Below are 20,513 nucleotides of genomic sequence, written 5' to 3'. Positions count from 1 at the left end.
AGCCCGTCACGGCCGCTTCGCTCCAAAGTTGCCCTGCTTGAGCAAGCCATCTTGATGAGCGCGAGGCCGACCATCGTTTCTGGTTTGCCGTTTTCGCTCGCCTCGGCGGCGCTCCTGACGGACATGGCAGTAACCCTGCCGCCGTGACCGCTGCGTCTCGATGAGGGCCAGCTTTCCGCGCAGTGTGCATCACCCTCATCAAAACTTGTCATCCTCGTCTTGCGGACGCCACGAAACAGGATTGGTGATCCAGCGACTGATGTCGGATTCATGCCAGCCTGCACCGTGGATACTGATCTGGATCTGGCGTGGGAAGGTGCCGTCGGCGATCTTGCGATAGATGGTGGACCGGGACAGACCTGTTCGGGAGACGACGGTTTTCAGGCGGATGATACGGTCTGGTTCGCGCATGGACGCACTGCCTCCTGCTGGTTGTTTTTGACTGCTCCTGATCAACAGAGGGCAGACATTTGCGAGCGCGCAAGAGGGTTTTCCGCGTCATCGTACCCCGGCATAGAGACGGCGGCAGATAGGACTGTCTAGAGTCCAATGCCCCGGCCCCGCCCGAGGTCGATGCCGTGGGTGAATGCGAGTTCCGCACCAAGGCGCCGACCAGAGTCGACGCTGATGCCAAGGTCGTGCTTGCGGTTGGCGAGGATGGATTCAAGCTGCGGATCGCGCTCGAGGCTTTTGGCCATGTCACCCATCGCCGATCGCGTGGCCTTGTAGCCGGACATGTCACCCGCCTGATACTGGTGCTGGCTGGTCCGGTCGAGTTTGTGCCAACGCTCCACGAAATGGTCTGCGCGGCGGCCCGGATCGTTATCCCGTCCGGTGCGGATTTCAGTTTCAAGCTGGAGGGCGCGGATGGCGCGGTTAATCCGTCCGCCGGCGGCCTCGGCGACAAGTTCCGGGCTCTTGACATAAGCCGCCTCGGCATCGCGCCAGCCATGGGGCCGCACCTCGTCGAAGGCTTTTCGGGCGTTAGCCAGTTCGCGCAACCGCATCGGACTGGCCTTGTTTCCTGCGCCCTCCTCGCTGAATATCGCGTCCATGGCGCGGGCATGACGCACGAGCGCATCGGTTCGGGCTTTCCGTAACGCCGCTTGCCCGTCCTCGGCGATCTCCCTGGCGGGCGCGGCGGGTTCGAGGCGCACTTCCTCTCTTTCCGGCCTGCGCAAGCCGTCGAAGTCGGGCGCGCCATCTGCCGAAGGGCGCCGGCCGTCGAACATGTTGCGTAGCCTTTCAGGCACGACCTTGCGCACGATCTCTGCGACACGCTCGCGAAAGGTGATGCCGCGCCGCTCGGCATAGCTCTGCGCCGGGTCGATCTGCTCGTAGTCCGACGCCATGTCCTTCGCGCGGTCGCGCGACAGCGTACGGTCCAGCCGGTCCCGCGTACCGAAGTCGTCGCCACCGTAATGCAGGTCCATCCCGTCGCGATGTCGCGACAGTGCGACGTAGGTGCCATGTGCATCCATGCCCGGCGTTGCGAGCACATATGTGCGGTCGACGGTCATGCCCTGCGCCTTGTGAATGGTCGCGGCATAACCGTGGTCGATGTGCGCGTAGTCTTTCAGGTCAAAGCGCACCGACCTGTGATCGTCAGTGCGCACAGTCATGCTCTGCGCGTTGACCTCTTCGATCACACCGAGCGTGCCGTTCGTGACGCCAAGCCCGCGCTCGTTGCGCAGGAACATGACGCGGTCGCCGCTGGCGAAGTTCCTTGCCCCGCGTTCGACATTCACCTGAACCTCGTCGCCGAGATCTCCAGCAGCGCGCATGCGCTCGCGCGCTGCCTGGTTCAGGGTGCGCACCTCGTCGTTAGTGTGGGTGAGAATGATCCGGCTTGCCTCTGGCTCTGCCTGCCTATCGCGATTCCAGCGCTCGACGAGTTCACCTCGCGCCTCATTGCGCGTTGCAGCCTGATGCACCATGCCTTGCGTGTCGTAGGCGCTGATCGCAGCATTGATCCTGCCGGTTGCCAGATCGCGCGTCGCATCGCGCTGCCAGTCCTCGCGCTGCCGGCGCACCTGGCCGATTTCGATGCCGCCATGACGCTCATGGATCGAGCGGAATGCGGCGCCGGCTTCGATTGCCTGCAACTGCTGTGGATCGCCGACAAGGACGACTTTTGCGCCAACGTCCGCCGCATGGGAAAGCACGCGCTCCAACTGGCGCGTGCCGACCATGCCGGCCTCATCGATCACCAGGACATCGCGGGCGGTAAGCAGATCACGGCCCTGTCCCCAGCTATGCTCCATACTGGCGATGGTGCGCGAGGCAATTCCTGACCCGCTTTCGAGATTCTCGGCGGCAATGCCGGAGAGTGCGGCGCCTCGAACCTCGTAGCCTGCTGGTGCCCATGCCTGGCGCGCAACGCCCAGCATGGCGCTCTTGCCCGTTCCGGCAAAGCCGACGACGACACCGAGACCGCGACCATCGGTGATGTGATCCAATGCATCGGTCTGCTCGCCTGACAGGACAAGCCCGTGTTGCGCAGCCCGCGCCAGCGCTGCCTCGCGCCGTGCGTCACTCACCGCATGGCGCTCCTCCCCGGCCATGCGTTCCGCAGCGCGATGCAGGCGCTGTTCGGTCTCAATCATCTGCCGCGTGGTGAAGCGGTCATAGCGGCGTCTGTCCTTGCCGAGTTCGACCAGATCGGGTGCGTTGGTGATGGCTGCCACGACCTCGTTGAACTGCTCCACGCCATCGCTGTGGCGATGCGAGAACTTCGCAATGTCTTTTCGAGTAAAGGTCGATTGCTGATGGGTGATGGCATCGAGCGCCACGGATGGATCGGCAATGATGCGCGCACCATTGTTGCGCGCGATCTCGCGATGCAGTTCGGCGCGATCGGCTTCAATGTCCCCAGCAGCAAGGCCGCTGCCCTCAATCCGTTGAGCCGGTGCACCAATCTGGGTTTGCGGCTCCAGGGAAATGCCCTGCGCTTCCAGACTGCGATGATCGATACGGGCATCGATGTCGAGTTCGGCCAGGCGTTCATTGGCCAGCTCCGCCCATCGCTCGCGCCAGCGCTCGACCATCTGGGTAGCATTCCAGTCTCGAACCTTGGCGCCAAAACCGTTCTCGTCCACCGACCGCATGGTCAGCATGACATGGGCATGCGGCTTGGGACTGCCATCCTCAGCCCGGTCCCAATGCACATTGAGATCGGCGACCATGCCCTTGCTGACAAACTCGACTTGTACAAAGTCCCGCGCCAGTTCGATGCCTTGCGCCTGGCTGAGTTCACGTGGCAGGGCAAACTCGACCTCGCGGGCAAGCTGCGCATCCTTGCGGACCTCGAACGCCTCGACATCGTTCCACAGCCTCTCGCGGTCGCGCCAGGCTTCGGGCGCGCTCTCCGGCAGCAAGACCTCGGAATGGACAACGCCGCGCTTGGCCGAGAAGTCATGCGTGCGTTCGATGCGCTCGTCACGCAGCCGCGAAGCCGAGCGGTAAGCGGCTGACGCGACAGCACTCGAGCCTGCCTTGCGGCCAATGACCTTGACGTGAAGATGATAGATCGCCATCGCGACCAGATCATTTGCACGTCAAACCGCACGTCGGCACGACGTATAAGCGCGCCCTCCCTCGAAAAAATCTCGGGATGGACCAGCCCGTCCCGGGCTGTCTCGGCAACCCTGAAGCCTTCCGGCGGACGCTCAACTATCATCCTGAGATCGACAATCAATGGAGACAGCCATGCGTAAACCACGCGATTTCGACGCGGAACTGAAGGCACTGGAGGACAAAGCGCGAGAACTCAAAACGCGAAAGGTGCAGCAGCTTGGCGAATTGGTCATCGCCACCGGCGCCGATCAGCTCAGCACCGACGAACTGGCCGGCGCGCTCGTCGCAATCACCGAGACGAAAGACACAGCAATGCGTGAGGCACGGGCCAAGCGTGGAGTGATGTTTTTCGAGAGCGGCTCCCGGCGAACTGCTTCGGGATCTCAGCGCAACCCTCGCGGCGCTCCGCCGCAACCGGACAGCTCGCAATCGCCGGCTAGCAACACAGGCTCGGCATGATATGCGCACGTGGCAGGTCGAGCGACGCCAGCGCACGCGACATTTGATCGAACTCGGCGGTCTCGTCGTCAAGGCAGGCATTGTCGAGCTCACCAATGACGATCGCGCCACGATCTACGGCGCGATGCTCTGGATCGCAGCCAAGCTGCAAAGCCATGAAGGCGAGCATGCGCGGGACCTGTGGACCGCGAAGGGAAAGCAGGCGTTCGACGCCGAGTGGTATGAGGGGCAAAAGGGCGGGTGGACGTAACGAGGGTTGGTGCGAGTGGCGGGCGGCGCGAAGCTCCGAACAGCGTAGCCCCGTCCCCGTTGCGCCAGTGGCCAACGCTGCAAGATGACGAATGTCTGCTGACAGTCCCCAATCGGTCGGCACTTTTGCTGAGGATCCCGTTAGACCCGCCGCGGATTCGGAAAACCATCCGACAACTGGGACCGTCCTATCCGTTAGGTCGGCATTTTCCGGCACCAATACAGGATTCCGGGATACCTTTACGGCGCACTGAGGTTGTCCGCGTCCACCGCACCCTTGCGCAGCTTCTTAGTGTAGCTAAGCCAGCCTTTGCAGAGTCGGTACGCTCCAGCCTCTCAATACGTTTTTCATTCGACGGCGCGCTCAGTCAAACCGCTCATCTGCTCGGGCAGACCATTGAGATAGCCGCAACGGTCCTGGATGGGACACCGACAGACCCGCCTAGAGGGTCAATTTCGCACGCCGAAATACATCGGCAGGGTGCGAAGGAATTGGATCCTTCAGGGTGGGTCTTGAAGTATTCCTCCATACCTTGTGACGCATTGCTCAGCGCGCTGCGGATGCCCTAAAGTTGTTCAGAACTGCGGAGGTCGGTTGGCGGAGGGATCCTCATGCTTGATGCAGATTTGCGAAGGATGGGTGAGCGGCTGAATTCAAGCCGACATTTGACGCATCTTGGCCGCCTGTTTTCCGAGACCGTCCTGATCGAAGTGGACGGAGCCGAGCACTATCTGGAATTTGATAGGGGACAGATGGTGAGGGTAAGCTTGGGTCCCAGCCGCAAAACCCCCTGGAGATTTGCTCTGCGCACTGATGAAGTGGCAATGCGCGCCTTTTTGCAGCCGCTGCCTGAGGCCGGATTTCACGACATTTTCGGGCTGGTGAAGATCGGGCGGGCCCGGATTGACGGGGACATCTTGGCGCTTGTGAAGAATCTTCGGTTCTTCAAGGAGTTTCTGGCGCTTGGGCGCCCTGAGGCCTCGCAATGAGGGGGGCAGTTGAGCCTATCGTGGGGCGTTACGTGACCGTTGCGATTGGCGGGCGGTCCCACCGCATTTATTTCGAGGAGGCCGGCACGGGCAGGCCGGTTATATGCCTTCACACCGCCGGCGCAGACACGCGCCAGTGGCGGCATCTAATGAACGACGCCGGTGTGACCGATGCGAACAGGATGATCGCTTTCGACATGCCCTGGCACGGCAAGTCGCTACCTCCCGAGGGTTTTGAGACTGAGGAGTATCTTCTGACCACGGAGGCGTACATTGAAACCGTGTGCGCGGTTTGCGATGCCCTTGGGCTAGAGCGTCCAGTGCTGGCAGGTTGTTCGATGGGCGGACGGATCGCCTTGCAGCTTGCTGCGCGGCATGCCGAGCGGTTCGCGGGCTTCATTGCGATCGAGGCGTCGGATTTCCAACCTGCCTGGTACGACATCGACTGGTTCCACCGCCCCGACGCGCATGGCGGCGAGATGGGGGCGGCCCTGGTTTCGGCCAACATCTCACCCCATGCGCCGAATGCCGAGCGTTGGAACACGCTGTGGATGTTCATGTCTTCAGGCCCTGGTGTGTTCCGAGGCGACCTCAGCTTCTATACGAAGGACGAGAGTCTGATTCCGCTCCTCGGCTCTATCGACTCCTCGAAGACCCCGGTTCATATCCTGGTGGGCGCCTATGACTTGACCTGTACACCCGAAGACGCCCGCCGGACCGCGCGGGCCATTACTGGAGCCACGATTTCCGTGATGGACATGCTGGGTCACTTTCCAATGAGCGAACATCCCGATGGATTCCGCCCGTTCTTCCTGGACGCGCTCGACCGTATGCCGCGGCATCGCGCATGACAAAGCCCTGCATCACTTGTGTCGCCATGACCGGCCGCCTGCCAATCAAAGCCAACAATTGATCTTTCCCACATCCATCAGGCCGCAGCGATGAACAGCGACGGGCGCATTCCCGGACCTCTTTATGTTCAGTTCGTCATCGGGGTGAAAAACGCTATCCCGGTCGACCGCGATGTCTTCGACTACTACATACGGACAGTCGAACGGCTTGCGCCGCAGGCCAAATGGTGCGGTGCCGGAATCGGAGTGCATCAGATCACTCGCGACGAATGCTTCATTGTCGCGGGCGGCCATTGCCTGACTGGGCTGGAGGACAACGTGCGCCTCGACCGCGATTAGGCTCGCTCCATCAAATGCAGCCGTGGTGCAGCGGACGCCCGATCTGTGCGCACGTCACGGCCGACCTGTGGCGAGCTGCGTGGAGGCGCGAGTGATCTTGAACCTGCCGGCCTGGTCCGTTCTCTGATCGGACGCTGCTAGGCCCATGGGGCGACGAAGAGCGCCTCATGACCGTTTTGTGCATCTTTCGGACGGCTTTTTCGCGCCTCTCATGATCGCCTCTCAACCGTCAGGTGACGCGCCACAATTCAGTAGCGTCATGGCAGTCACTGAAGTGCCCCACCAGGATTTCGGCGGCCAAGGTGTCGCCTTCCTCCATGAGCGTGCGAATGCGCGTGCTCGAGATTACGTCCCCGTCGTGGCAGCGCACGGCGTTGGTCAGCCGGACCGGGAAATGCGCGGCCAGTGTAGCCACGTCGCCCTTGCGATCGGCTCCGAAGCGAAAATCTTCTCCCACCCAGATTTCGGCCGGGTTCAACGCTGCGAGCTCGCTAAGGAAGGCTTCAGCGGTTCGGGACGCATATGTTCGGTCGAACTTGGCCAGGATGCAGTGATCCAGCCCCAATGCCGCCAATCGGCGAACCTTTTCGTCTGGTGCCGTCAGGACGCTCGTACCTTTGAACAGCGCTTTCGGAGGAAGGTCGAACGTGTACACTACGGCAGGACAGTTCAGTCGCCGAGCGGCATTGACTGCGTTGCCGAGCACCTTTTGATGCCCGCGATGGACGCCATCGAATGTCCCGATAGCGATCACGCTCCGGGGCAATCGGAGGGCCCCGGCCACGTGACATTTCAACTTGACGGACTGTGACAGCAACTGCATGGCGATCCCCTCCCGATCAGCTCCAGATTACTCGAGCGATTGTGACCATGGCGAGAGGCCCCTTGGTATGTTGGCATACTTCCTCTGGATCAGTGGATGAGGTGATCCCGAAACGATCCTTGACCCACACTTGGGCTCACAAAAAGATGGCCCGAGTCGGCTGTGTCCGTCTGCTTGCAGCGGCAGTCGGCTGCGAAGCGACGGTATCTCAAGATACTTGAGCGAGCATTTACGCCGCAACCTGGGGATCGGATAGTTCGCCATGTTAGGGATGATCGACACTGGAGGATGTCGGCTTGCCGATCATCCATCACTATCCTTTGGAGGAAGAAATGCAGAACGTTACGCTCGACAACATTACGGAGGTTGTGATTGCCTCGCTCGGCAAACACAAGCCCGTCACCCACCGTCAGCGCGAACTGATGACAGCGGGCCTTCGCCATCTCCACGGCTTCTGTAAAGAGGTCAACTTTCAGCATGCGGAATTCATCGACTTCTGCATGTACCTGATGCGCGCGGGTCAAATGTGCGACGACAAGCGCCAGGAGTTCATTCTTCTCGGCGACATTCTGGGGGTAGAGGTTCTGGCCGACATGCTGACCAACCCTGTACGTGGAGTCGAGAGCGAGTCGACGGTCCTAGGGCCGTTCTACCGGGAAAACCCGCCGGTTCTTCCAAAGGGCGCTTCGACTGTGCAGAAGCATTTCGACAACGAGGAAACCGTATTCGTCGAGGGTTATGTCAATGATATCGCGGGCAATCCTATCCGGGGTGTCACGATCGATGTCTGGGAAGACGCCCCGAATGGGCTTTACGATCAACAGGACCCGGAACAGCCCGAATACAACCTGCGGGGACGATTCCAAACTGACGAGAATGGCCACTATGCTTTCCAAGCCATCCGACCACTCCCGTATCCGATCCCCTACGATGGTACGGCCGGCGAGTTGCTGGACTTCATGGGCCATCACCCGATGCGACCGGGCCATATCCATTTCATGTTGACGAGGGACGGGTACCGGTCCCTGGTCTCGCAGATCTTCGATGCCGACAGTGACTATCTGGACAATGACTCGGTTTTTGCTGTCAAGGAAAGTCTTGTGGCGCGTTTTGAACAGGCCAACGACGACGCGGAAACGGATCTCGTGGTTCGGTTCGACTTCGTCTTGGCCCCACAAGAAGTGAGACATGCAGCCGAGTAATCCTGTCGACCAGCCGCTGTCGCCCTTGGCGGCCGGTTGATCGCCACACTGCCAAGAAAGCGATCGGAAATGTTGACAAGTACGAGGCCACCGGTGCGGGGAGGCCGCGGTGAGATCGATGGAGGACTTGGCATGGATTTGACTGTTCGTGCTATCGAGTCGTGGATTGTCGATGTCCCGACCGCGCGCCCCCACAAGCTGTCGAACACGCAGATCGCTTGCCAGTCCTATGTGATCGTGAGGGTTACACTGGCTTGCGGCGAGACAGGCTACGGGGAAGCTGCCACACTCGGCGGCCCGCGCTGGTCGGAATCAAGCGTGGAGTCGATAAAGGCTAACATTGATGTCTACCTCGCCCCAGCAGTCCTCGGGATCAGGGCCACAGACTTCGAATTAGCGAGCCTTTTGATGGCTTCGGCAGCGCAGCGAAATTTTGCCGCCAAAGCGGCGGTTGAGAGTGCGCTATTTGATGCGGCCGGGCGAGCTTTGGGCCTGCCGGCGAGTTTGTTTCTTGGTGGTCAGGTTCGCAATGCGATGGAGGTCATCTGGGCGCTTGCCTCGGGCGATGCCGATCAGGAGATCGAAGAGGCGCGAGCGAAGCTGGCCGCCCGCGAGCATCGCACCTTCAAGGTCAAGATCGGGTTTCGGGAGCCACGCGAGGACATCTCGCGACTACGCCGAATCCTTGATGCGATCGGCGGCGAAGCTCGTGTCATTGTGGACATTAATCAGGGATGGAGCGAAGCGACGGCGCTTCGGTTCCTGCCTGAACTCGCAGAGATGGGCATCGCGCTGATCGAACAGCCCTGCAGTGCCCTCAATATGGAGGCCATGGCCAGGCTCGCGGGGCGCAGCAATGTGCCGCTGATGGTCGACGAGGCTGCGTTCACCGGCCAGGATGTCATACGTGCCGGAACTTTGGCAGCCGGTTCGGTCCTGTCACTGAAACTTGTAAAGAGTGGTGGGCTGATCGAGCTCAAGCGGGCTGCGGGCATCGCTGCCGCTTTCGGTTTCGAGCTTTACGGTGGATGTCTTCTCGAAAGCGGGATCGGCACTGCGGCGCATCTTGCGGTTTTCTCTTCGTTGCCGCGGCTCGAATGGGGAACCGAGCATTTCGGGCCAAGAATTCTGGTCGAAGATCTTATTAGAGGCGGGATCGTTTATCGGGACTTTCAGATACACTGCCCCGAAGGGCCTGGATTGGGAATCGAGGTCAACGAAGACACACTGAGCCGGCTGGCGCGCAAAACCTGAAGCAGAATCGCAAAGCAGGCCGTTGCCGGTTTCTGGGAGGGGGCCATGCAGTCAATAAACCTCAGGCGGCTTGAGTACTTCATGGCCGTCGCAGAAGAGCTTCATTTTGGACGCGCGGCCGAAAGGCTCAGCATGGCGCAACCGCCTCTCAGTCGGCAGATCATTCAACTCGAAGCGGAGCTGGAAGTTGCACTGTTCGACCGCGGCCGCGGCCAGACCGTGCTGACCCAGGCGGGCGAGGCCCTGCAAAAGCGCGCCCGAGAAATGCTCGCGGCCATGGACGATGCCGTCCTGGAGGTGCGCCGTATCGATCAGGGTGCCAAAGGCCGGCTGCGCGTCGCGTTCGTGGGCTCCGCGACCCATGGGATTTTGCCTGGCCTCATCCAGGCCTTCCGGGCCAGCTATCCTGACGTCAATCTCAGCCTTTGGTCGATGAACAATGCCCAGCAATATCTCGCGCTGATCAGAAAGGACGTGGATATCGCCATCGCTCGGCCCAAGATTGACGATCCCGAAATTGTCTCCATTCCGATCCAAGAAGAGCCATTGAGTCTCGCGAGTGCAGAGTCGAATAACTTTACGGCCGGGGAACCCGTGCTGTTGACGGACCTCAAAGAGCTGCCCTTCGTCCTGTACCCCGAACAGCCTCGTCCAAGTTTCGCTGATCAGGTTCTTTCTTTGTGCCGCGGCGCGGGTTTCGAGCCGCGCTCGCGGGTGTTCTGCATGGACTACCAGACCGCAATCAGCCTGGTCTCTGTGGGTGAAGGCGTCTCCATCGTCCCGCAATCGGTCGGGCTGACTGGCCATAAAGGAGTGCAATTTTCGCCTATTGCCAGCCCCGACGCGAAAACAGGGCTCTCGGTGAATTACCGGCGCGATAACCGCGAAAAACACCTGGTGCGCTTTGCAGAAATCGCAAGAAAATTGGCACGATCCTCTAGCTAGGCCCGGCTGCCCGATCATGGCGGCCAGCGTCCAGACGTAAAGTCGGACGCCCCAAACCCATGCGCATTGCGCCTACGGTCGAAACCCTGCGAAGAGAAAGGTATTGCAAGTTTCCCAATCGGTATTGGATCGCTCGTGCGAACAGCGCGTATCAAAGGGCAGATCAAACCGGGAGGAGATCGACATGAAAGTTACGTACTTTCAGCAGGTGCCGTACAGGCACTTGCCGACGGATTTCGAGACGCGCTTCGAATCCGTGGTAACCACGCCTTATCACGACATGGTCGAACCAGCGAAAGTTTCAAAAGCGTACCGAGACGCGACGGACGAATGCATGGTTGCAGCGCGTTCGGGTTTCGATGGAATCACGATCACCGAACACGGTCAGTCATCTTACGACATGGCGCCCAACCCTGACCTCCTGCAAGCCGCGCTCGCCTATGCGACAGAGGCTGAAGGGATCGACACGGCAATCTATCCCGTTGGCCGGTCGCTCGGCAAAACCAAGGAACCTCTGCGGGTCGCCGAGGAACAGGCCATGCTTGACTGCATGAGCAACGGGCGTCTGGTATGCGGATTCCCGGTCGGCTTGGCCTATGACGCCAACATCAACAACGGCGTGCCACCCGCACAGACCCGCAGCAGATTCGACGAGAACCTCGATCTTGTGTTGCGCGCCTGGACGGCGAAGGAGCCATTTCCGTTCAACGGCAAGTACACTCAGGCGAACCATGTCAATCTCTGGCCCCGCCCGGTACAGCAGAACCCGCATCCGCCTGTCTGGATTACCGGCATCGGAAATCCAAAGACCATGGAGATCTGCCTGCGCCGAAATTTTGGCTTCAACTACTTCGGCTGGTTTGGCGCCAAGCAGACCGGCAACCGGATCTTTGATCGGTTCTCTGCGGTGGCCAAAGGATTGGGAAAGAAGCGCAACCCGTTCCAGATCGGCTTCATGCAGATGATCGCCGTTGCCGACACCGACAAGGAGGCGAAGGAGATCTATGCGGAGCATGTGGAATACTTCTTCCGCAAGGCTCTGGGCGCGATTCCGTTGAATCGGCTGATGCTGCCTGGCGGCATCGACATTCGCGGGCTCGAGATTCTGCTGGCAGACCCTTCGGATTTTGGCATGTACACCAAAATGCTGACCGCCACCCACGACGAACTCGTCGAAGCTGGCTGCGTGATTTGCGGCAGTCCGGCCACAGTGCGCGACCAGTTGGTGAAGCTCGTCACAGACTACGGGATCGGCAACCTTCATGCGATGCTGCAGTTTGGCTCGATGCCCACCGAGATTGCCCGGCAGAACATCAAACTCTTCGCTGGAAAGGTGCTGCCCGATTTGGCCCCGCTCTTCGATGACGAATACGACCACCATTGGTGGCCCGAACGGCTCGGTGGCAAGCCGATTCCTGCAACTGCTGAAAACTTTGAGGTGGCGTGATGACAACCAAAGTTGAAAACCGCAAGGTGGCCGTCTGGGGTGGCGAGGTCGAACTCAATTTCCAGATCCGCGGCAGTGGCCCGGTGCTGATCTATTTCCACCCTGCTGCCGGCCTTGGCTGGGATCCATTCCTGGAACGGTTGGCGGAAATATACACGGTCTACGCCCCGGAATTTCCGGGAACCACGATCGGCGACCCCTATGCGATCAATCAGGTGGATGGTCTGAACGACGCAGTGCTCATGTACGAAGAGGCCATCCGCATCCTTGGTCTGTCGGGAGCAGTTGCCGTGGGCCAAAGTTTCGGCGGCATGATGTCGATCGAGATTGCTGCCACCTTCCCGGGGATATTCTCACGGCTCGTGGTGCTCGACCCCATCGGCCTGTGGAACGAGGGCGCGCCGACAGCAAACTGGATTGAAGCTTCGCCTCAGCAGCTTCCGCAGATCCTTTTCAAGAATCCCGACAGCGCTGCGGCTCGAGCGATGCTGGCGATGCCTGAAGATCCCGCCATTGCAGTCAAGGTCACGGCGCAGTTGATCTGGAACCTCGGCTGCACTGGAAAGTTGGTCTGGCCGATTCCGGAACGCGGGATGCGTCGTCGTTTACATCGGGTGAACAGCGATACGCTGATCGTCTGGGGCGAGGACGACGCATTGATATCGGCGTCCTATGCCGACGAACTTTCGGCGGGCATCGTTGGAAGCCGAGTCGAACTGATTGCGAATTGCGGTCACATTCCGCAGGTCGAGCAGTTGGAGATCACTTACGATCTGGTAACCAACTTTCTCCACATGGCCCAAAAAGCCGCTTGAGCACATCGGCACGGTGTCAATGCACCGTGCCGGTCCTTAGTTTGGGGGAGTGTAGGATGATCCTTGATCCAGGCGCCGACTTAAAGCGTTTTCGCAAGGCGTTGGGCACCTTCCCCACCGGCGTCTGCATCGTGACCACACTCTCCCGCGAGGGCGAGAATGTCGGGGTGACGTGTTCAAGTTTCAACTCGGTTTCGCTTGATCCGCCGTTGATCCTGTGGAGCCTTGGCAAAAACGCCTATTCTTTGCCGGTCTTCGGAGCGGCGGAGTTCTGGGCCGTTCATGTGCTCGGCGCGGATCAGGAAGAGGTTTCCAACCAATTCGCCCGCGCTGGCGGTAACAAGTTCAAGGACATCAAGCTGGAAGCCGGGCTAGGCGAAATTCCGTTGCTTGTTGATTGCAGCACAAGGTTCCAGTGTATCACTGAACATGTGTACGATGGTGGCGATCATGTCATTTTTGTTGGCCGGGTGCTGGATTTCGACCAGACACACCGTTTGCCGCTGGTGTTTCATTCAGGTCGTTATGTCCGATAGGAACTGGGACGGCGAAGGTCCACCAGCAGGGCCGTCTGCCATGCGCTAGACGCTCACCTCCTGCGGTCGCCGCCTTCGCCAATGCCTGCGGATGCAGGCGCGAATGGAGCGTGATCTCTCGGCTTTCCGACCTCACACGTAACGGTTGACGATGTTTTCGAGCAGTTCCTGGCGGCCGGAGCGCGGCTGCGGCTCGATCTTCTTCTTGACGACGCGCTCGGCGATCTCTTCCAGTGTGCGCTTGCCGGACAGCATCGCTTTGCCCTCGGCCGTGCTCCAGCCGGCATAGCGCTCGGTCAGCGGACCCGACAGCGCCTTGTCCTCGACCATACGCGCCGCGGCCTTGAGACCGCGTGCGCAGGAATCCATGCCGCCGATATGGCCGATCAGCAGATCCTGCGGGTCGAGCGACTGGCGGCGCAGCTTGGCGTCGAAATTCGTGCCGCCGGTCTTGAAGCCAGCGGCCTGCAGGACCTGGTAATAGGCCAGCGCCATTTCCGGCACGTTGTTGGGGAACTGGTCGGTGTCCCAGCCGGACTGGTAGTCGTTGCGGTTCATGTCGATCGAGCCGAAGACGCCTAGCGCATTGGCCAGCGCCAGTTCGTGCTCGAAGGAATGGCCGGCCAGGATGGCGTGGCCCTGCTCGATGTTGAGCTTTACCTCCTTCTCCAGTCCGAAGCGCTTGAGGAAGCCGTAGACGGTGGCAACATCGTAATCGTACTGATGCTTGGTCGGCTCCTGCGGCTTCGGCTCGATCAGGATCGTGCCCTTGAAGCCGATCTTGTGCTTGTAGTCGACGACGAGGCTAAGGAACCGGCCGGCCTGTTCCTGCTCACGAGCAAGGTCGGTGTTGAGCAGCGTCTCATAACCCTCGCGCCCGCCCCACAGCACATAGTTCTCGCCCTTCAGTCGCTTGGTGACGTCGATGCAGCTCTTTACCGTCGCCGCCGCATAGGCAAAGACATCCGGATCGGGATTGGTGGCGGCACCCGACATGAAGCGGCGATTGGAGAACAAGTTTGCCGTACCCCACAGAAGCTTGACGCCGGTCTGCTTCATCTTGGTGGCGAAATAGTCCGCGATCTCGTCGAGGCGGGCAGCGCTTTCAGAAAAATCCTTGCCCTCGGGCCGTACGTCGGCGTCGTGGAAGCAGAAATAGGGTGCGCCGAGCAGCGAGAACATCTCGAAGGCAACGTCGGCCTTGAGTTTGGCCAGTTCCATCGTGTCGACGCCGCCGGCCTTGGGGAACCAGGGACGGTCGAAGGTCTGGCCGCCGAAGGGATCGCCGCCCGGCCAGGCGAAGGAATGCCAGTAGGCGACGGCAAAGCGCAGATGGTCTTCCAGCCGCTTGCCGGCCACGACCTCGTCGGGGTTGTAGAACCGGTAGGCCAGCGGATTGGTGGAATCCGGCCCTTCATAGCGAATGGGTTTGATGTCCCGAAAAAAACCGCTGGTCAATGGGAAACTCCTCTGGTGGCGCGAATAGTAGTCTTCGTAAAGAGCGGATCATCCTCGGCCAGTTGCAGTTTTCTGACCCAGCAGTGGGTCAGTTTACAGCTGAAATTCGCCGACCGTTCTCATCGAAGCGATGCAGGTACAGTCGGTCGGGTGTCATGCGCAGCGTCCCCTCGTTGAGGCCATGGTGGCCCGCGAGGCGTACGATGATTTCGCCCACATCCGACTCCACATAGGCGATCGTCTCGTTGCCGAGATGCTCGGCGAAACGCAACCTGCCCGACCAGATGCCATTGGCATCGTCTATCGCAATATGTTCGGGGCGTATGCCGATCGTGGCGGCGCCTTCCGCTTTTGCGCTCTGTCCCGATATCAAATTCATGCGGGGGGAGCCGATGAAGGTGGCGACAAACAAGGTGTTCGGCGTGTCGTAGAGTTCCATCGGCGACCCGACCTGCTCGATGCGCCCGGCATTCATCACGACGATCTGGTCTGCCAGCGTCATCGCCTCGACCTGGTCGTGGGTGACATAGATCATCGTCGCATTGAGCCGCTTGTGCAAATCGGCGAGTTCGACGCGCATTTGGGTACGCAGGGCCGCGTCGAGATTGGAAAGCGGTTCATCGAACAGGAAGACCTCCGGGTTTCGGACGATCGACCGGCCGATGGCGACGCGCTGGCGCTGGCCGCCGGAGAGCGCCGCCGGCTTGCGTTGCAGCAGAGGCTTGAGGTGCAGCACCTCGGCAGCGGCTGCGACACGCGCTTCGCGTTGCGCCTGCGGAACCTTGGCGAGCCGCAAACCGAAGTCGATGTTCTGCTCCACCGTCATGTGCGGAAACAACGCATAGGACTGGAAGACCATGGAGATGCCACGCTTTGACGGTTCCTCATGGGTAACGTCCCGATTGCCGATAGCGATCGATCCCTTCGTCGGTTGTTCCAGGCCGGCGACCATCCGGAGCAGTGTGGACTTGCCACAACCGGACGGACCGACCAGCACGGTGAAAGAGCCATGGGGAATTGAGAGCGTCAGGTTGGGTATGGTCTCGACAGCACCAAAGGTCTTGTTGATGCTCGAAAGTTCGACGGCGGCCATGAATTCCTCCCTAGGTTTCTTTGGTGTCCGACAGAAACGGTCAGCCTTTGACCGCCCCTCCCGTCAGTCCGGCAACGATGTATTTCTGAGCCGCGATGAAGAAGGCGACCGCAGGCAGAATGGTCAGGGATATGAAAGCCAGGGTGCGGTTCCACTCCGAGAGATATTCGCCTCGAAACTGCATCATTCCGAGTGGCCAGGTGAACAGTTCCCGCGAGTTGATGACGACGAGCGGCAGCAGGAAATTGTTCCAGCTCTGGACGAAGACGAACACGCCTACGGTCGCCAGAATCGGCGTCGAGAGCGGCAGCGTGAATTGCCAGAAGAACCGGACATAGCCGCAGCCTTCGACATGTGCCGCCTCGAAGAGATCCTTCGGCAACTGTTCGAAGAACGTCTTGAACAGCATGATCGAAAGCGAAAGGCCAAAGGCTGTCTGGGGCAGGATAACGGCCCAGTAGCTGTCGAGCAGCCCGAGGTCGCGGACCTTGATGAACAGCGGCAGGATCGCCGTGGCGAACGGAAAGACAAGGCCCGCCAGCAGATAGGCTTGCATCATTCTCGACCCAAGAAAGCGGATCTGGGCGAAGACATAAGCCGCCGCCGCTGAGACGATCAGGGTCAAAAACACGGTCAACAGCGAGATGATCAGCGAGTTTCCCATGTAGCGCCAGAAGGCCGGATCGCCCAGCATGGCCGCGTAGAACTCGAAGTCCCATTGCTGCGGGATGCCGAAAGGATTGACGCGGAGTTCGCCATTGGTCTTGAAGCCGCCAAAGACGGCGACCGTTAACGGCCCCAGCACGAAACCGGTGAAGACCAGCAGGACGGCGGCTTTTCCCAGCGCTGGAAGAAATCTGAACGCATTCATGACCGGCTCCCCTTGCTAATCTGGCGTTGGTAGAGAACGGCGAAAGCGACAGCGGCGACGAACAGCATGACGCCGACGGCGCTTCCGAAGCCGATACGCGTTCGGGTGAGACCAAACGTATAGAGATAGGTGACAATCGTATGCGTGGAGTTGGACGGGCCACCATTGGTGAGCGGGATCACAACGTCGAAGAGTTGCAAGGAGCCGACGATGGAGAAAAACACCGACACGCCAATGGCCGAGGCGATCATCGGCACCTGAACATGGCGCACGATCGCCCAGCGGCCCGCACCTTCCAGCCGTGCCGCCTCAAGCATTTCCTTGGGCACGCCCTGCAGAGCGGCAATATAGATCATCATGTGAAACCCGAAGTATTTCCACACGACGACCAGCGTAATGGCCGCGAATGCCCAGTGGCGATCCGCGAGAATGAAAACGGGCTCCATTCCCAGCGCATGGAAGAGAGCGGCAGCCACCCCCGTGTTGCCGTCGAATACGAAACTCCAGATCAGACCCGAAGCCACCTCGGCCAGGATGAAGGGCAGAAAGAAGATGAGGCGAAACAGCGTATTGGCGGGGGTCTTCTCGTAGATCAACAAGGCGAGGCCCAGCGCGATGGGCAGCTGAACGAAAACGGACACCGCAAGCACGATCAGCGTGTTGCGTACCGCTTGCCAGAAAACGGCATGGCCCAGGGCCTGCTTGAAATTGTCCAGGCCTATGAAATCGGTCGGCGTACCGTAGCCGTCCCATTTGAACAGACTGTAGTACGCGGCGTCGAACAGGGGTAACGCCACGAACAATGTGAAAAGCACCAGCGCGGGCGGCAACATCAGAAGCAGTGCGCTGGTTTGGCTGGTGAAGCGCCCTCGACTACGTATGCTCGGAGCCAATCCGGGCGCGGCTAGCTCGGTCATTTTCATCCTCCCTGGATGGATTGAAAGGCCGGGCGCGGAGTTCGCGCCCGGCCGTAACCATCAGCGCATGGACCAGGCGTCCTGCACGGTCTTTGCCGCCGCCTCCGGCGTGACGACGCCTTGGGCCAGATCCGCGGCTACGTCTGTGACCGTGGCCCCGACATCGGATCCGAGCGCCTGATCGAGAAAGATCTGATGGAATTTCGAGACAGCGAGCGCCTCGGACATCTTGCGGAAGAATGGATTGGCGATGCTCTCGTCCACGCCCTTGGCGATCGGTATGAACAGACCCTGTGCGCCAGCCAGCTTCTGATTTTCGGCGTCGGTCATGTATTTCAGGAATTCGACCGCCTCCGGTGGTGCTCCGGCAATGACCGCATAGCCGTTGATGCCCCCGAACGTGTCGGTCGCCTCGCCCGCCCCACCTTGAACCGCAGGGAAGCGGATCGTGCCGAGCTTGTCGTCCGGAATGCCCTTGCCGCTGACCGAATTCTGCTTCTCGGTCCCGTACTCCCAATCCCCCATGAGATGAAACAGGGCCTTGCCGTCACCGAACTGTCCCGTTGCCTGCTCGAACGTGGTATCCATGAAACCAGGCTCGAAGGGCTGCAGATCGACGAGGTTCTTGAAGTCCTCGCCAGCCTTCACGAAGGGCGCGGCAGCGAAGCCGTCGCCTTTGCCTCCCATGGCCGCGGCCATTCCGTCCTTGCCGGCCTCGCGCACCCACAGATAGCCATAGTAGAAGTGCAATGGCCATTTGTCCTTGCCGCCAACCATGATCGGCGTGACACCAGCCTCCTTTGCCTTCTTGACCGCTGCAAGAAAATCGTCCCAGGTCTTGATGCTTTCGGGGTCGACGCCGGCCTTCTTTGCGAGATCGAGATTGGTCCAAAACACCACGTCGCTCGCATTGACCGGCATGCCATAGACTTTTCCGTCGATGGTGAACGCCGACAATCCGGCGTTCGCGATCGACGCCGACCAATCGCTGGTGACGGATGCGGAGATGTCCTGCAGGACGCCGGCTTTGGCCTGTTGCGCAAGGACGCCCCCCGCCCAGCTGAAGATGAGGTCGGGCTTCTGGTCCGACTGCAGCAGCGTCGTGAGCTTCTGCTTGTAGGCCTCGTTTGCGATGTATTCGAAAGCGATATCAACACCTGGATGCGACTTCTCGAAGTCCGCGACCATTTTTTGGTGATAGGCCTTTTCGGTATTCGGTACCTCCGGCCGAAGAACGTGGACGGTCACATCCGCGAACGCCGTGGATGCAAGGAGCGTGGCCAAAAGCGATGCCGCCCCCAGCATGGTCAAACCTGAGAATTTCATTTTGGTTTCCTCCCTAGAGAACGGGCTTGCCGCCCGCCGCTTGGCTTCAAAGAGTGAGCGTACTGATGGAAAAGGGGGCGAGGTTCAAAGTTGCCGATTCACGGCTGCCCCGGACCGTGATCGTCCTCTCGGTATCCTGCGCGTTCTGAACGACGAAGACTTCGCCGCCGTCGAGGTTGCGGAAAGCCAGGGTGTTCGCGGCCATTGGGCCAGCAGTCCTCAATACCGCCGCGCCCGGCCGCACGAAGCCGGCAAAGTGCTTCATCACGAAGAACTCGGGATTGAACGTGGCGCTGCGCGTGGTGGGATCGACCGTCACCATCGCGTTCTGGCGCCAACCCCAGGTGCTGACGCCTCCGGGCTCCAACACCATGTTCCAGTAAAGGTAAGCCTCGGCTCCATTGCTCAGGTAATGCTGGATCAAGTCGAAGGCGTAGTGAGCTTGATCCCAACTGTTGGTGCCGTCACCGCATTCGTTCTCGGTCTGGATAATCGGCAGATCTGGAAAGGCTTGGCGCGTTCGCTGCACGCCGTGCTTGCCGGCCCACTGGAAGCCCATCCCCTTGACGACGGCAGCCGTGGCCGGATCCGACATGATGGTGCCCGCCCAGTCATTGAAGTCGCCGCGCTCGATCGTGCCCGCCCAAATCTCGGCATCAAGGCCGGCGGACCTGAACGCAGGTCCCAGATCGTCGCGGATGAAGTCCCGCATTTTCGTGCCTGTCCAAATGCAAGATGGAAATTTCTGATCCGAGTTCGGCTCGTTCTGGACGTGCACGGCATTGATCGCGATCCCCTCGTCCTCATATGCCTTGACGAAGCGGACGAAGTAATTCGCATAGGCGTGGCGATAGCGGGATTCCCAGATGAGCGTTCCATGGTTGTGCGCCCGCGGGAACTTCATCCAGGTCGGCGGGCTCCACGGTGAGGCGAAGAGATGGAAATCAGAGCCACGCACCGCGCGCGCGGCTCTGATGTAAGGGATCAGATATTGCCGGTCGCGCGCTATCGAGAAGGTCTCCATGGTGAAGTCCCCCTCGGTCTCGTTGTGGCTGTACCAGCTCTCCGCATAGTCGTTGGCACCAATCGGCAGCCGGCAATAATTGAAGGCGCAGCCATCCGCGGAGAACAGCGCGCCCACTATCTCGCCGCGCTCGTTTTCATCGAGATGCGAAAGGGCCTTCCACCCAAGCTCGTTGAAGCAGCCGCCAAAACCCTTGAAGTCGGGCGTAACCACGCCATCCGCCCAAACGGACGGACTGTCCGACGTTCGGTGCGTGTCAACGCAGCCCGTAGCCCATTGGCTGCTGGGCGAAGACGACCTCAGTTGTGTTGCCATACCTGCCTGTCCTCCGCGCACGG

Annotated in this window: 21 protein-coding genes; 12 read left to right on the top strand and 9 right to left on the bottom strand. The window is 60.2% G+C overall.

Annotated features, from left to right (window positions below):
- Positions 1–198 precede the first annotated feature (198 nt).
- Both EB235_RS10845 and traA read right to left on the bottom strand, forming a co-directional pair.
- Positions 199–411, bottom strand: coding sequence for a helix-turn-helix transcriptional regulator (locus EB235_RS10845; RefSeq protein WP_027030983.1), 213 nt, complete (start codon positions 409–411; stop codon positions 199–201).
- A gap of 128 nt (positions 412–539) precedes the next feature.
- Positions 540–3,536, bottom strand: a complete 2,997-nt coding sequence (traA, locus tag EB235_RS10840; RefSeq protein ID WP_027030984.1) for a Ti-type conjugative transfer relaxase TraA — start codon at positions 3,534–3,536, stop codon at positions 540–542.
- A 172-nt stretch (positions 3,537–3,708) separates the two neighbouring features.
- Here traA and EB235_RS10835 point away from each other — a divergent pair, with 172 nt between their 5' ends.
- From EB235_RS10835 to EB235_RS35260, 6 genes are all read left to right on the top strand, one after another.
- A complete protein-coding gene (locus EB235_RS10835; protein ID WP_027030985.1) occupies positions 3,709–4,035 on the top strand; it encodes a conjugal transfer protein TraD in 327 nt (108 codons plus the stop codon).
- 1 nt (position 4,036) lies between these two features.
- Positions 4,037–4,285: a conjugal transfer protein TraD gene (locus EB235_RS10830; protein WP_027030986.1), complete on the top strand. Its 249-nt coding sequence runs from the start codon at positions 4,037–4,039 to the stop codon at positions 4,283–4,285.
- A 611-nt stretch (positions 4,286–4,896) separates the two neighbouring features.
- Positions 4,897–5,274 carry a hypothetical protein gene (locus tag EB235_RS10825; protein WP_027030987.1) on the top strand — a complete coding sequence of 126 codons (378 nt, stop codon included), beginning with the start codon at positions 4,897–4,899 and terminating at the stop codon, positions 5,272–5,274.
- Positions 5,271–6,125, top strand: coding sequence for an alpha/beta fold hydrolase (locus EB235_RS10820; protein WP_027030988.1), 855 nt, complete (start codon positions 5,271–5,273; stop codon positions 6,123–6,125). Before EB235_RS10825 ends, EB235_RS10820 begins: the two co-directional genes overlap by 4 nt.
- A gap of 90 nt (positions 6,126–6,215) precedes the next feature.
- Positions 6,216–6,464, top strand: coding sequence for a 3-keto-5-aminohexanoate cleavage protein (locus tag EB235_RS10815; protein ID WP_027030989.1), 249 nt, complete (start codon positions 6,216–6,218; stop codon positions 6,462–6,464).
- A 22-nt stretch (positions 6,465–6,486) separates the two neighbouring features.
- The gene (locus EB235_RS35260) at positions 6,487–6,591 is read left to right on the top strand and encodes a hypothetical protein (RefSeq protein WP_432443015.1); all 105 of its coding nucleotides are present in this window, start codon (positions 6,487–6,489) and stop codon (positions 6,589–6,591) included.
- 102 nt (positions 6,592–6,693) lie between these two features.
- Here EB235_RS35260 and EB235_RS10810 read toward each other — a convergent pair whose 3' ends face one another.
- Positions 6,694–7,287 carry an FAD synthetase gene (locus EB235_RS10810; protein ID WP_208603631.1) on the bottom strand — a complete coding sequence of 198 codons (594 nt, stop codon included), beginning with the start codon at positions 7,285–7,287 and terminating at the stop codon, positions 6,694–6,696.
- 296 nt (positions 7,288–7,583) lie between these two features.
- Here EB235_RS10810 and EB235_RS10805 point away from each other — a divergent pair, with 296 nt between their 5' ends.
- From EB235_RS10805 to EB235_RS10780, 6 genes are all read left to right on the top strand, one after another.
- Positions 7,584–8,489 (top strand): dioxygenase, encoded by a 906-nt coding sequence (locus tag EB235_RS10805; protein WP_348626890.1) that lies wholly within the window; start codon positions 7,584–7,586, stop codon positions 8,487–8,489.
- Positions 8,490–8,621: 132 nt separating this feature from the next.
- A complete protein-coding gene (locus EB235_RS10800; RefSeq protein ID WP_051429677.1) occupies positions 8,622–9,743 on the top strand; it encodes a muconate/chloromuconate family cycloisomerase in 1,122 nt (373 codons plus the stop codon).
- A 45-nt stretch (positions 9,744–9,788) separates the two neighbouring features.
- Positions 9,789–10,688, top strand: a complete 900-nt coding sequence (locus EB235_RS10795; protein ID WP_348626891.1) for a LysR family transcriptional regulator — start codon at positions 9,789–9,791, stop codon at positions 10,686–10,688.
- Positions 10,689–10,872: 184 nt separating this feature from the next.
- On the top strand, positions 10,873–12,135 hold the full coding sequence (locus tag EB235_RS10790; RefSeq protein WP_027030993.1) for an LLM class flavin-dependent oxidoreductase: 1,263 nt from the start codon (positions 10,873–10,875) through the stop codon (positions 12,133–12,135).
- On the top strand, positions 12,135–12,950 hold the full coding sequence (locus tag EB235_RS10785) for an alpha/beta fold hydrolase (protein WP_027030994.1): 816 nt from the start codon (positions 12,135–12,137) through the stop codon (positions 12,948–12,950). The genes EB235_RS10790 and EB235_RS10785 overlap by 1 nt, the downstream gene beginning before the upstream one ends.
- Positions 12,951–13,006: 56 nt before the next feature.
- Positions 13,007–13,486 carry a flavin reductase family protein gene (locus EB235_RS10780; protein WP_032925550.1) on the top strand — a complete coding sequence of 160 codons (480 nt, stop codon included), beginning with the start codon at positions 13,007–13,009 and terminating at the stop codon, positions 13,484–13,486.
- A 132-nt stretch (positions 13,487–13,618) separates the two neighbouring features.
- Here EB235_RS10780 and xylA read toward each other — a convergent pair whose 3' ends face one another.
- From xylA to EB235_RS10750, 6 genes are all read right to left on the bottom strand, one after another.
- Positions 13,619–14,944: a xylose isomerase gene (gene xylA / locus EB235_RS10775; RefSeq protein ID WP_027030995.1), complete on the bottom strand. Its 1,326-nt coding sequence runs from the start codon at positions 14,942–14,944 to the stop codon at positions 13,619–13,621.
- 88 nt (positions 14,945–15,032) lie between these two features.
- Complete coding sequence (locus tag EB235_RS10770; protein WP_027030996.1) at positions 15,033–16,037, bottom strand: ABC transporter ATP-binding protein; 1,005 nt, start codon at positions 16,035–16,037, stop codon at positions 15,033–15,035.
- A gap of 40 nt (positions 16,038–16,077) precedes the next feature.
- Complete coding sequence (locus EB235_RS10765) at positions 16,078–16,908, bottom strand: carbohydrate ABC transporter permease (RefSeq protein WP_027030997.1); 831 nt, start codon at positions 16,906–16,908, stop codon at positions 16,078–16,080.
- On the bottom strand, positions 16,905–17,831 hold the full coding sequence (locus tag EB235_RS10760) for a carbohydrate ABC transporter permease (protein WP_208603632.1): 927 nt from the start codon (positions 17,829–17,831) through the stop codon (positions 16,905–16,907). The genes EB235_RS10765 and EB235_RS10760 overlap by 4 nt, the downstream gene beginning before the upstream one ends.
- Positions 17,832–17,885: 54 nt before the next feature.
- Entirely contained in the window at positions 17,886–19,151 is a 1,266-nt protein-coding gene (locus tag EB235_RS10755) for an ABC transporter substrate-binding protein (protein ID WP_027030999.1), read from the bottom strand.
- 46 nt (positions 19,152–19,197) lie between these two features.
- Positions 19,198–20,388, bottom strand: coding sequence for a glycoside hydrolase family 30 protein (locus tag EB235_RS10750; protein WP_245268826.1), 1,191 nt, complete (start codon positions 20,386–20,388; stop codon positions 19,198–19,200).
- Between the last annotated feature and the right edge of the window lie 125 nt (positions 20,389–20,513).

Origin of the sequence: Mesorhizobium loti R88b, assembly GCF_013170845.1 — a bacterium.
In the GTDB taxonomy this organism is placed as follows: domain Bacteria; phylum Pseudomonadota; class Alphaproteobacteria; order Rhizobiales; family Rhizobiaceae; genus Mesorhizobium; species Mesorhizobium loti_B.
This window is presented reverse-complemented; position numbering and strand designations above follow the sequence as displayed.

Excerpts from the sequence above, each read along its gene's own strand:
- EB235_RS10845 (WP_027030983.1), bottom strand. The coding sequence starts at position 411 with ATGCGCGAACCAGACCGTATCATCCGCCTGAAAACCGTCGTCTCCCGA.
- traA (WP_027030984.1), bottom strand. The coding sequence starts at position 3,536 with ATGGCGATCTATCATCTTCACGTCAAGGTCATTGGCCGCAAGGCAGGC.
- EB235_RS10835 (WP_027030985.1), top strand. The coding sequence starts at position 3,709 with ATGCGTAAACCACGCGATTTCGACGCGGAACTGAAGGCACTGGAGGAC.
- EB235_RS10830 (WP_027030986.1), top strand. The coding sequence starts at position 4,037 with ATGCGCACGTGGCAGGTCGAGCGACGCCAGCGCACGCGACATTTGATC.
- EB235_RS10825 (WP_027030987.1), top strand. The coding sequence starts at position 4,897 with ATGCTTGATGCAGATTTGCGAAGGATGGGTGAGCGGCTGAATTCAAGC.
- EB235_RS10820 (WP_027030988.1), top strand. The coding sequence starts at position 5,271 with ATGAGGGGGGCAGTTGAGCCTATCGTGGGGCGTTACGTGACCGTTGCG.
- EB235_RS10815 (WP_027030989.1), top strand. The coding sequence starts at position 6,216 with ATGAACAGCGACGGGCGCATTCCCGGACCTCTTTATGTTCAGTTCGTC.
- EB235_RS10810 (WP_208603631.1), bottom strand. The coding sequence starts at position 7,287 with ATGCAGTTGCTGTCACAGTCCGTCAAGTTGAAATGTCACGTGGCCGGG.
- EB235_RS10800 (WP_051429677.1), top strand. The coding sequence starts at position 8,622 with ATGGATTTGACTGTTCGTGCTATCGAGTCGTGGATTGTCGATGTCCCG.
- EB235_RS10795 (WP_348626891.1), top strand. The coding sequence starts at position 9,789 with ATGCAGTCAATAAACCTCAGGCGGCTTGAGTACTTCATGGCCGTCGCA.
- EB235_RS10790 (WP_027030993.1), top strand. The coding sequence starts at position 10,873 with ATGAAAGTTACGTACTTTCAGCAGGTGCCGTACAGGCACTTGCCGACG.
- EB235_RS10785 (WP_027030994.1), top strand. The coding sequence starts at position 12,135 with ATGACAACCAAAGTTGAAAACCGCAAGGTGGCCGTCTGGGGTGGCGAG.
- EB235_RS10780 (WP_032925550.1), top strand. The coding sequence starts at position 13,007 with ATGATCCTTGATCCAGGCGCCGACTTAAAGCGTTTTCGCAAGGCGTTG.
- EB235_RS10770 (WP_027030996.1), bottom strand. The coding sequence starts at position 16,037 with ATGGCCGCCGTCGAACTTTCGAGCATCAACAAGACCTTTGGTGCTGTC.
- EB235_RS10765 (WP_027030997.1), bottom strand. The coding sequence starts at position 16,908 with ATGAATGCGTTCAGATTTCTTCCAGCGCTGGGAAAAGCCGCCGTCCTG.
- EB235_RS10760 (WP_208603632.1), bottom strand. The coding sequence starts at position 17,831 with ATGAAAATGACCGAGCTAGCCGCGCCCGGATTGGCTCCGAGCATACGT.
- EB235_RS10755 (WP_027030999.1), bottom strand. The coding sequence starts at position 19,151 with ATGAAATTCTCAGGTTTGACCATGCTGGGGGCGGCATCGCTTTTGGCC.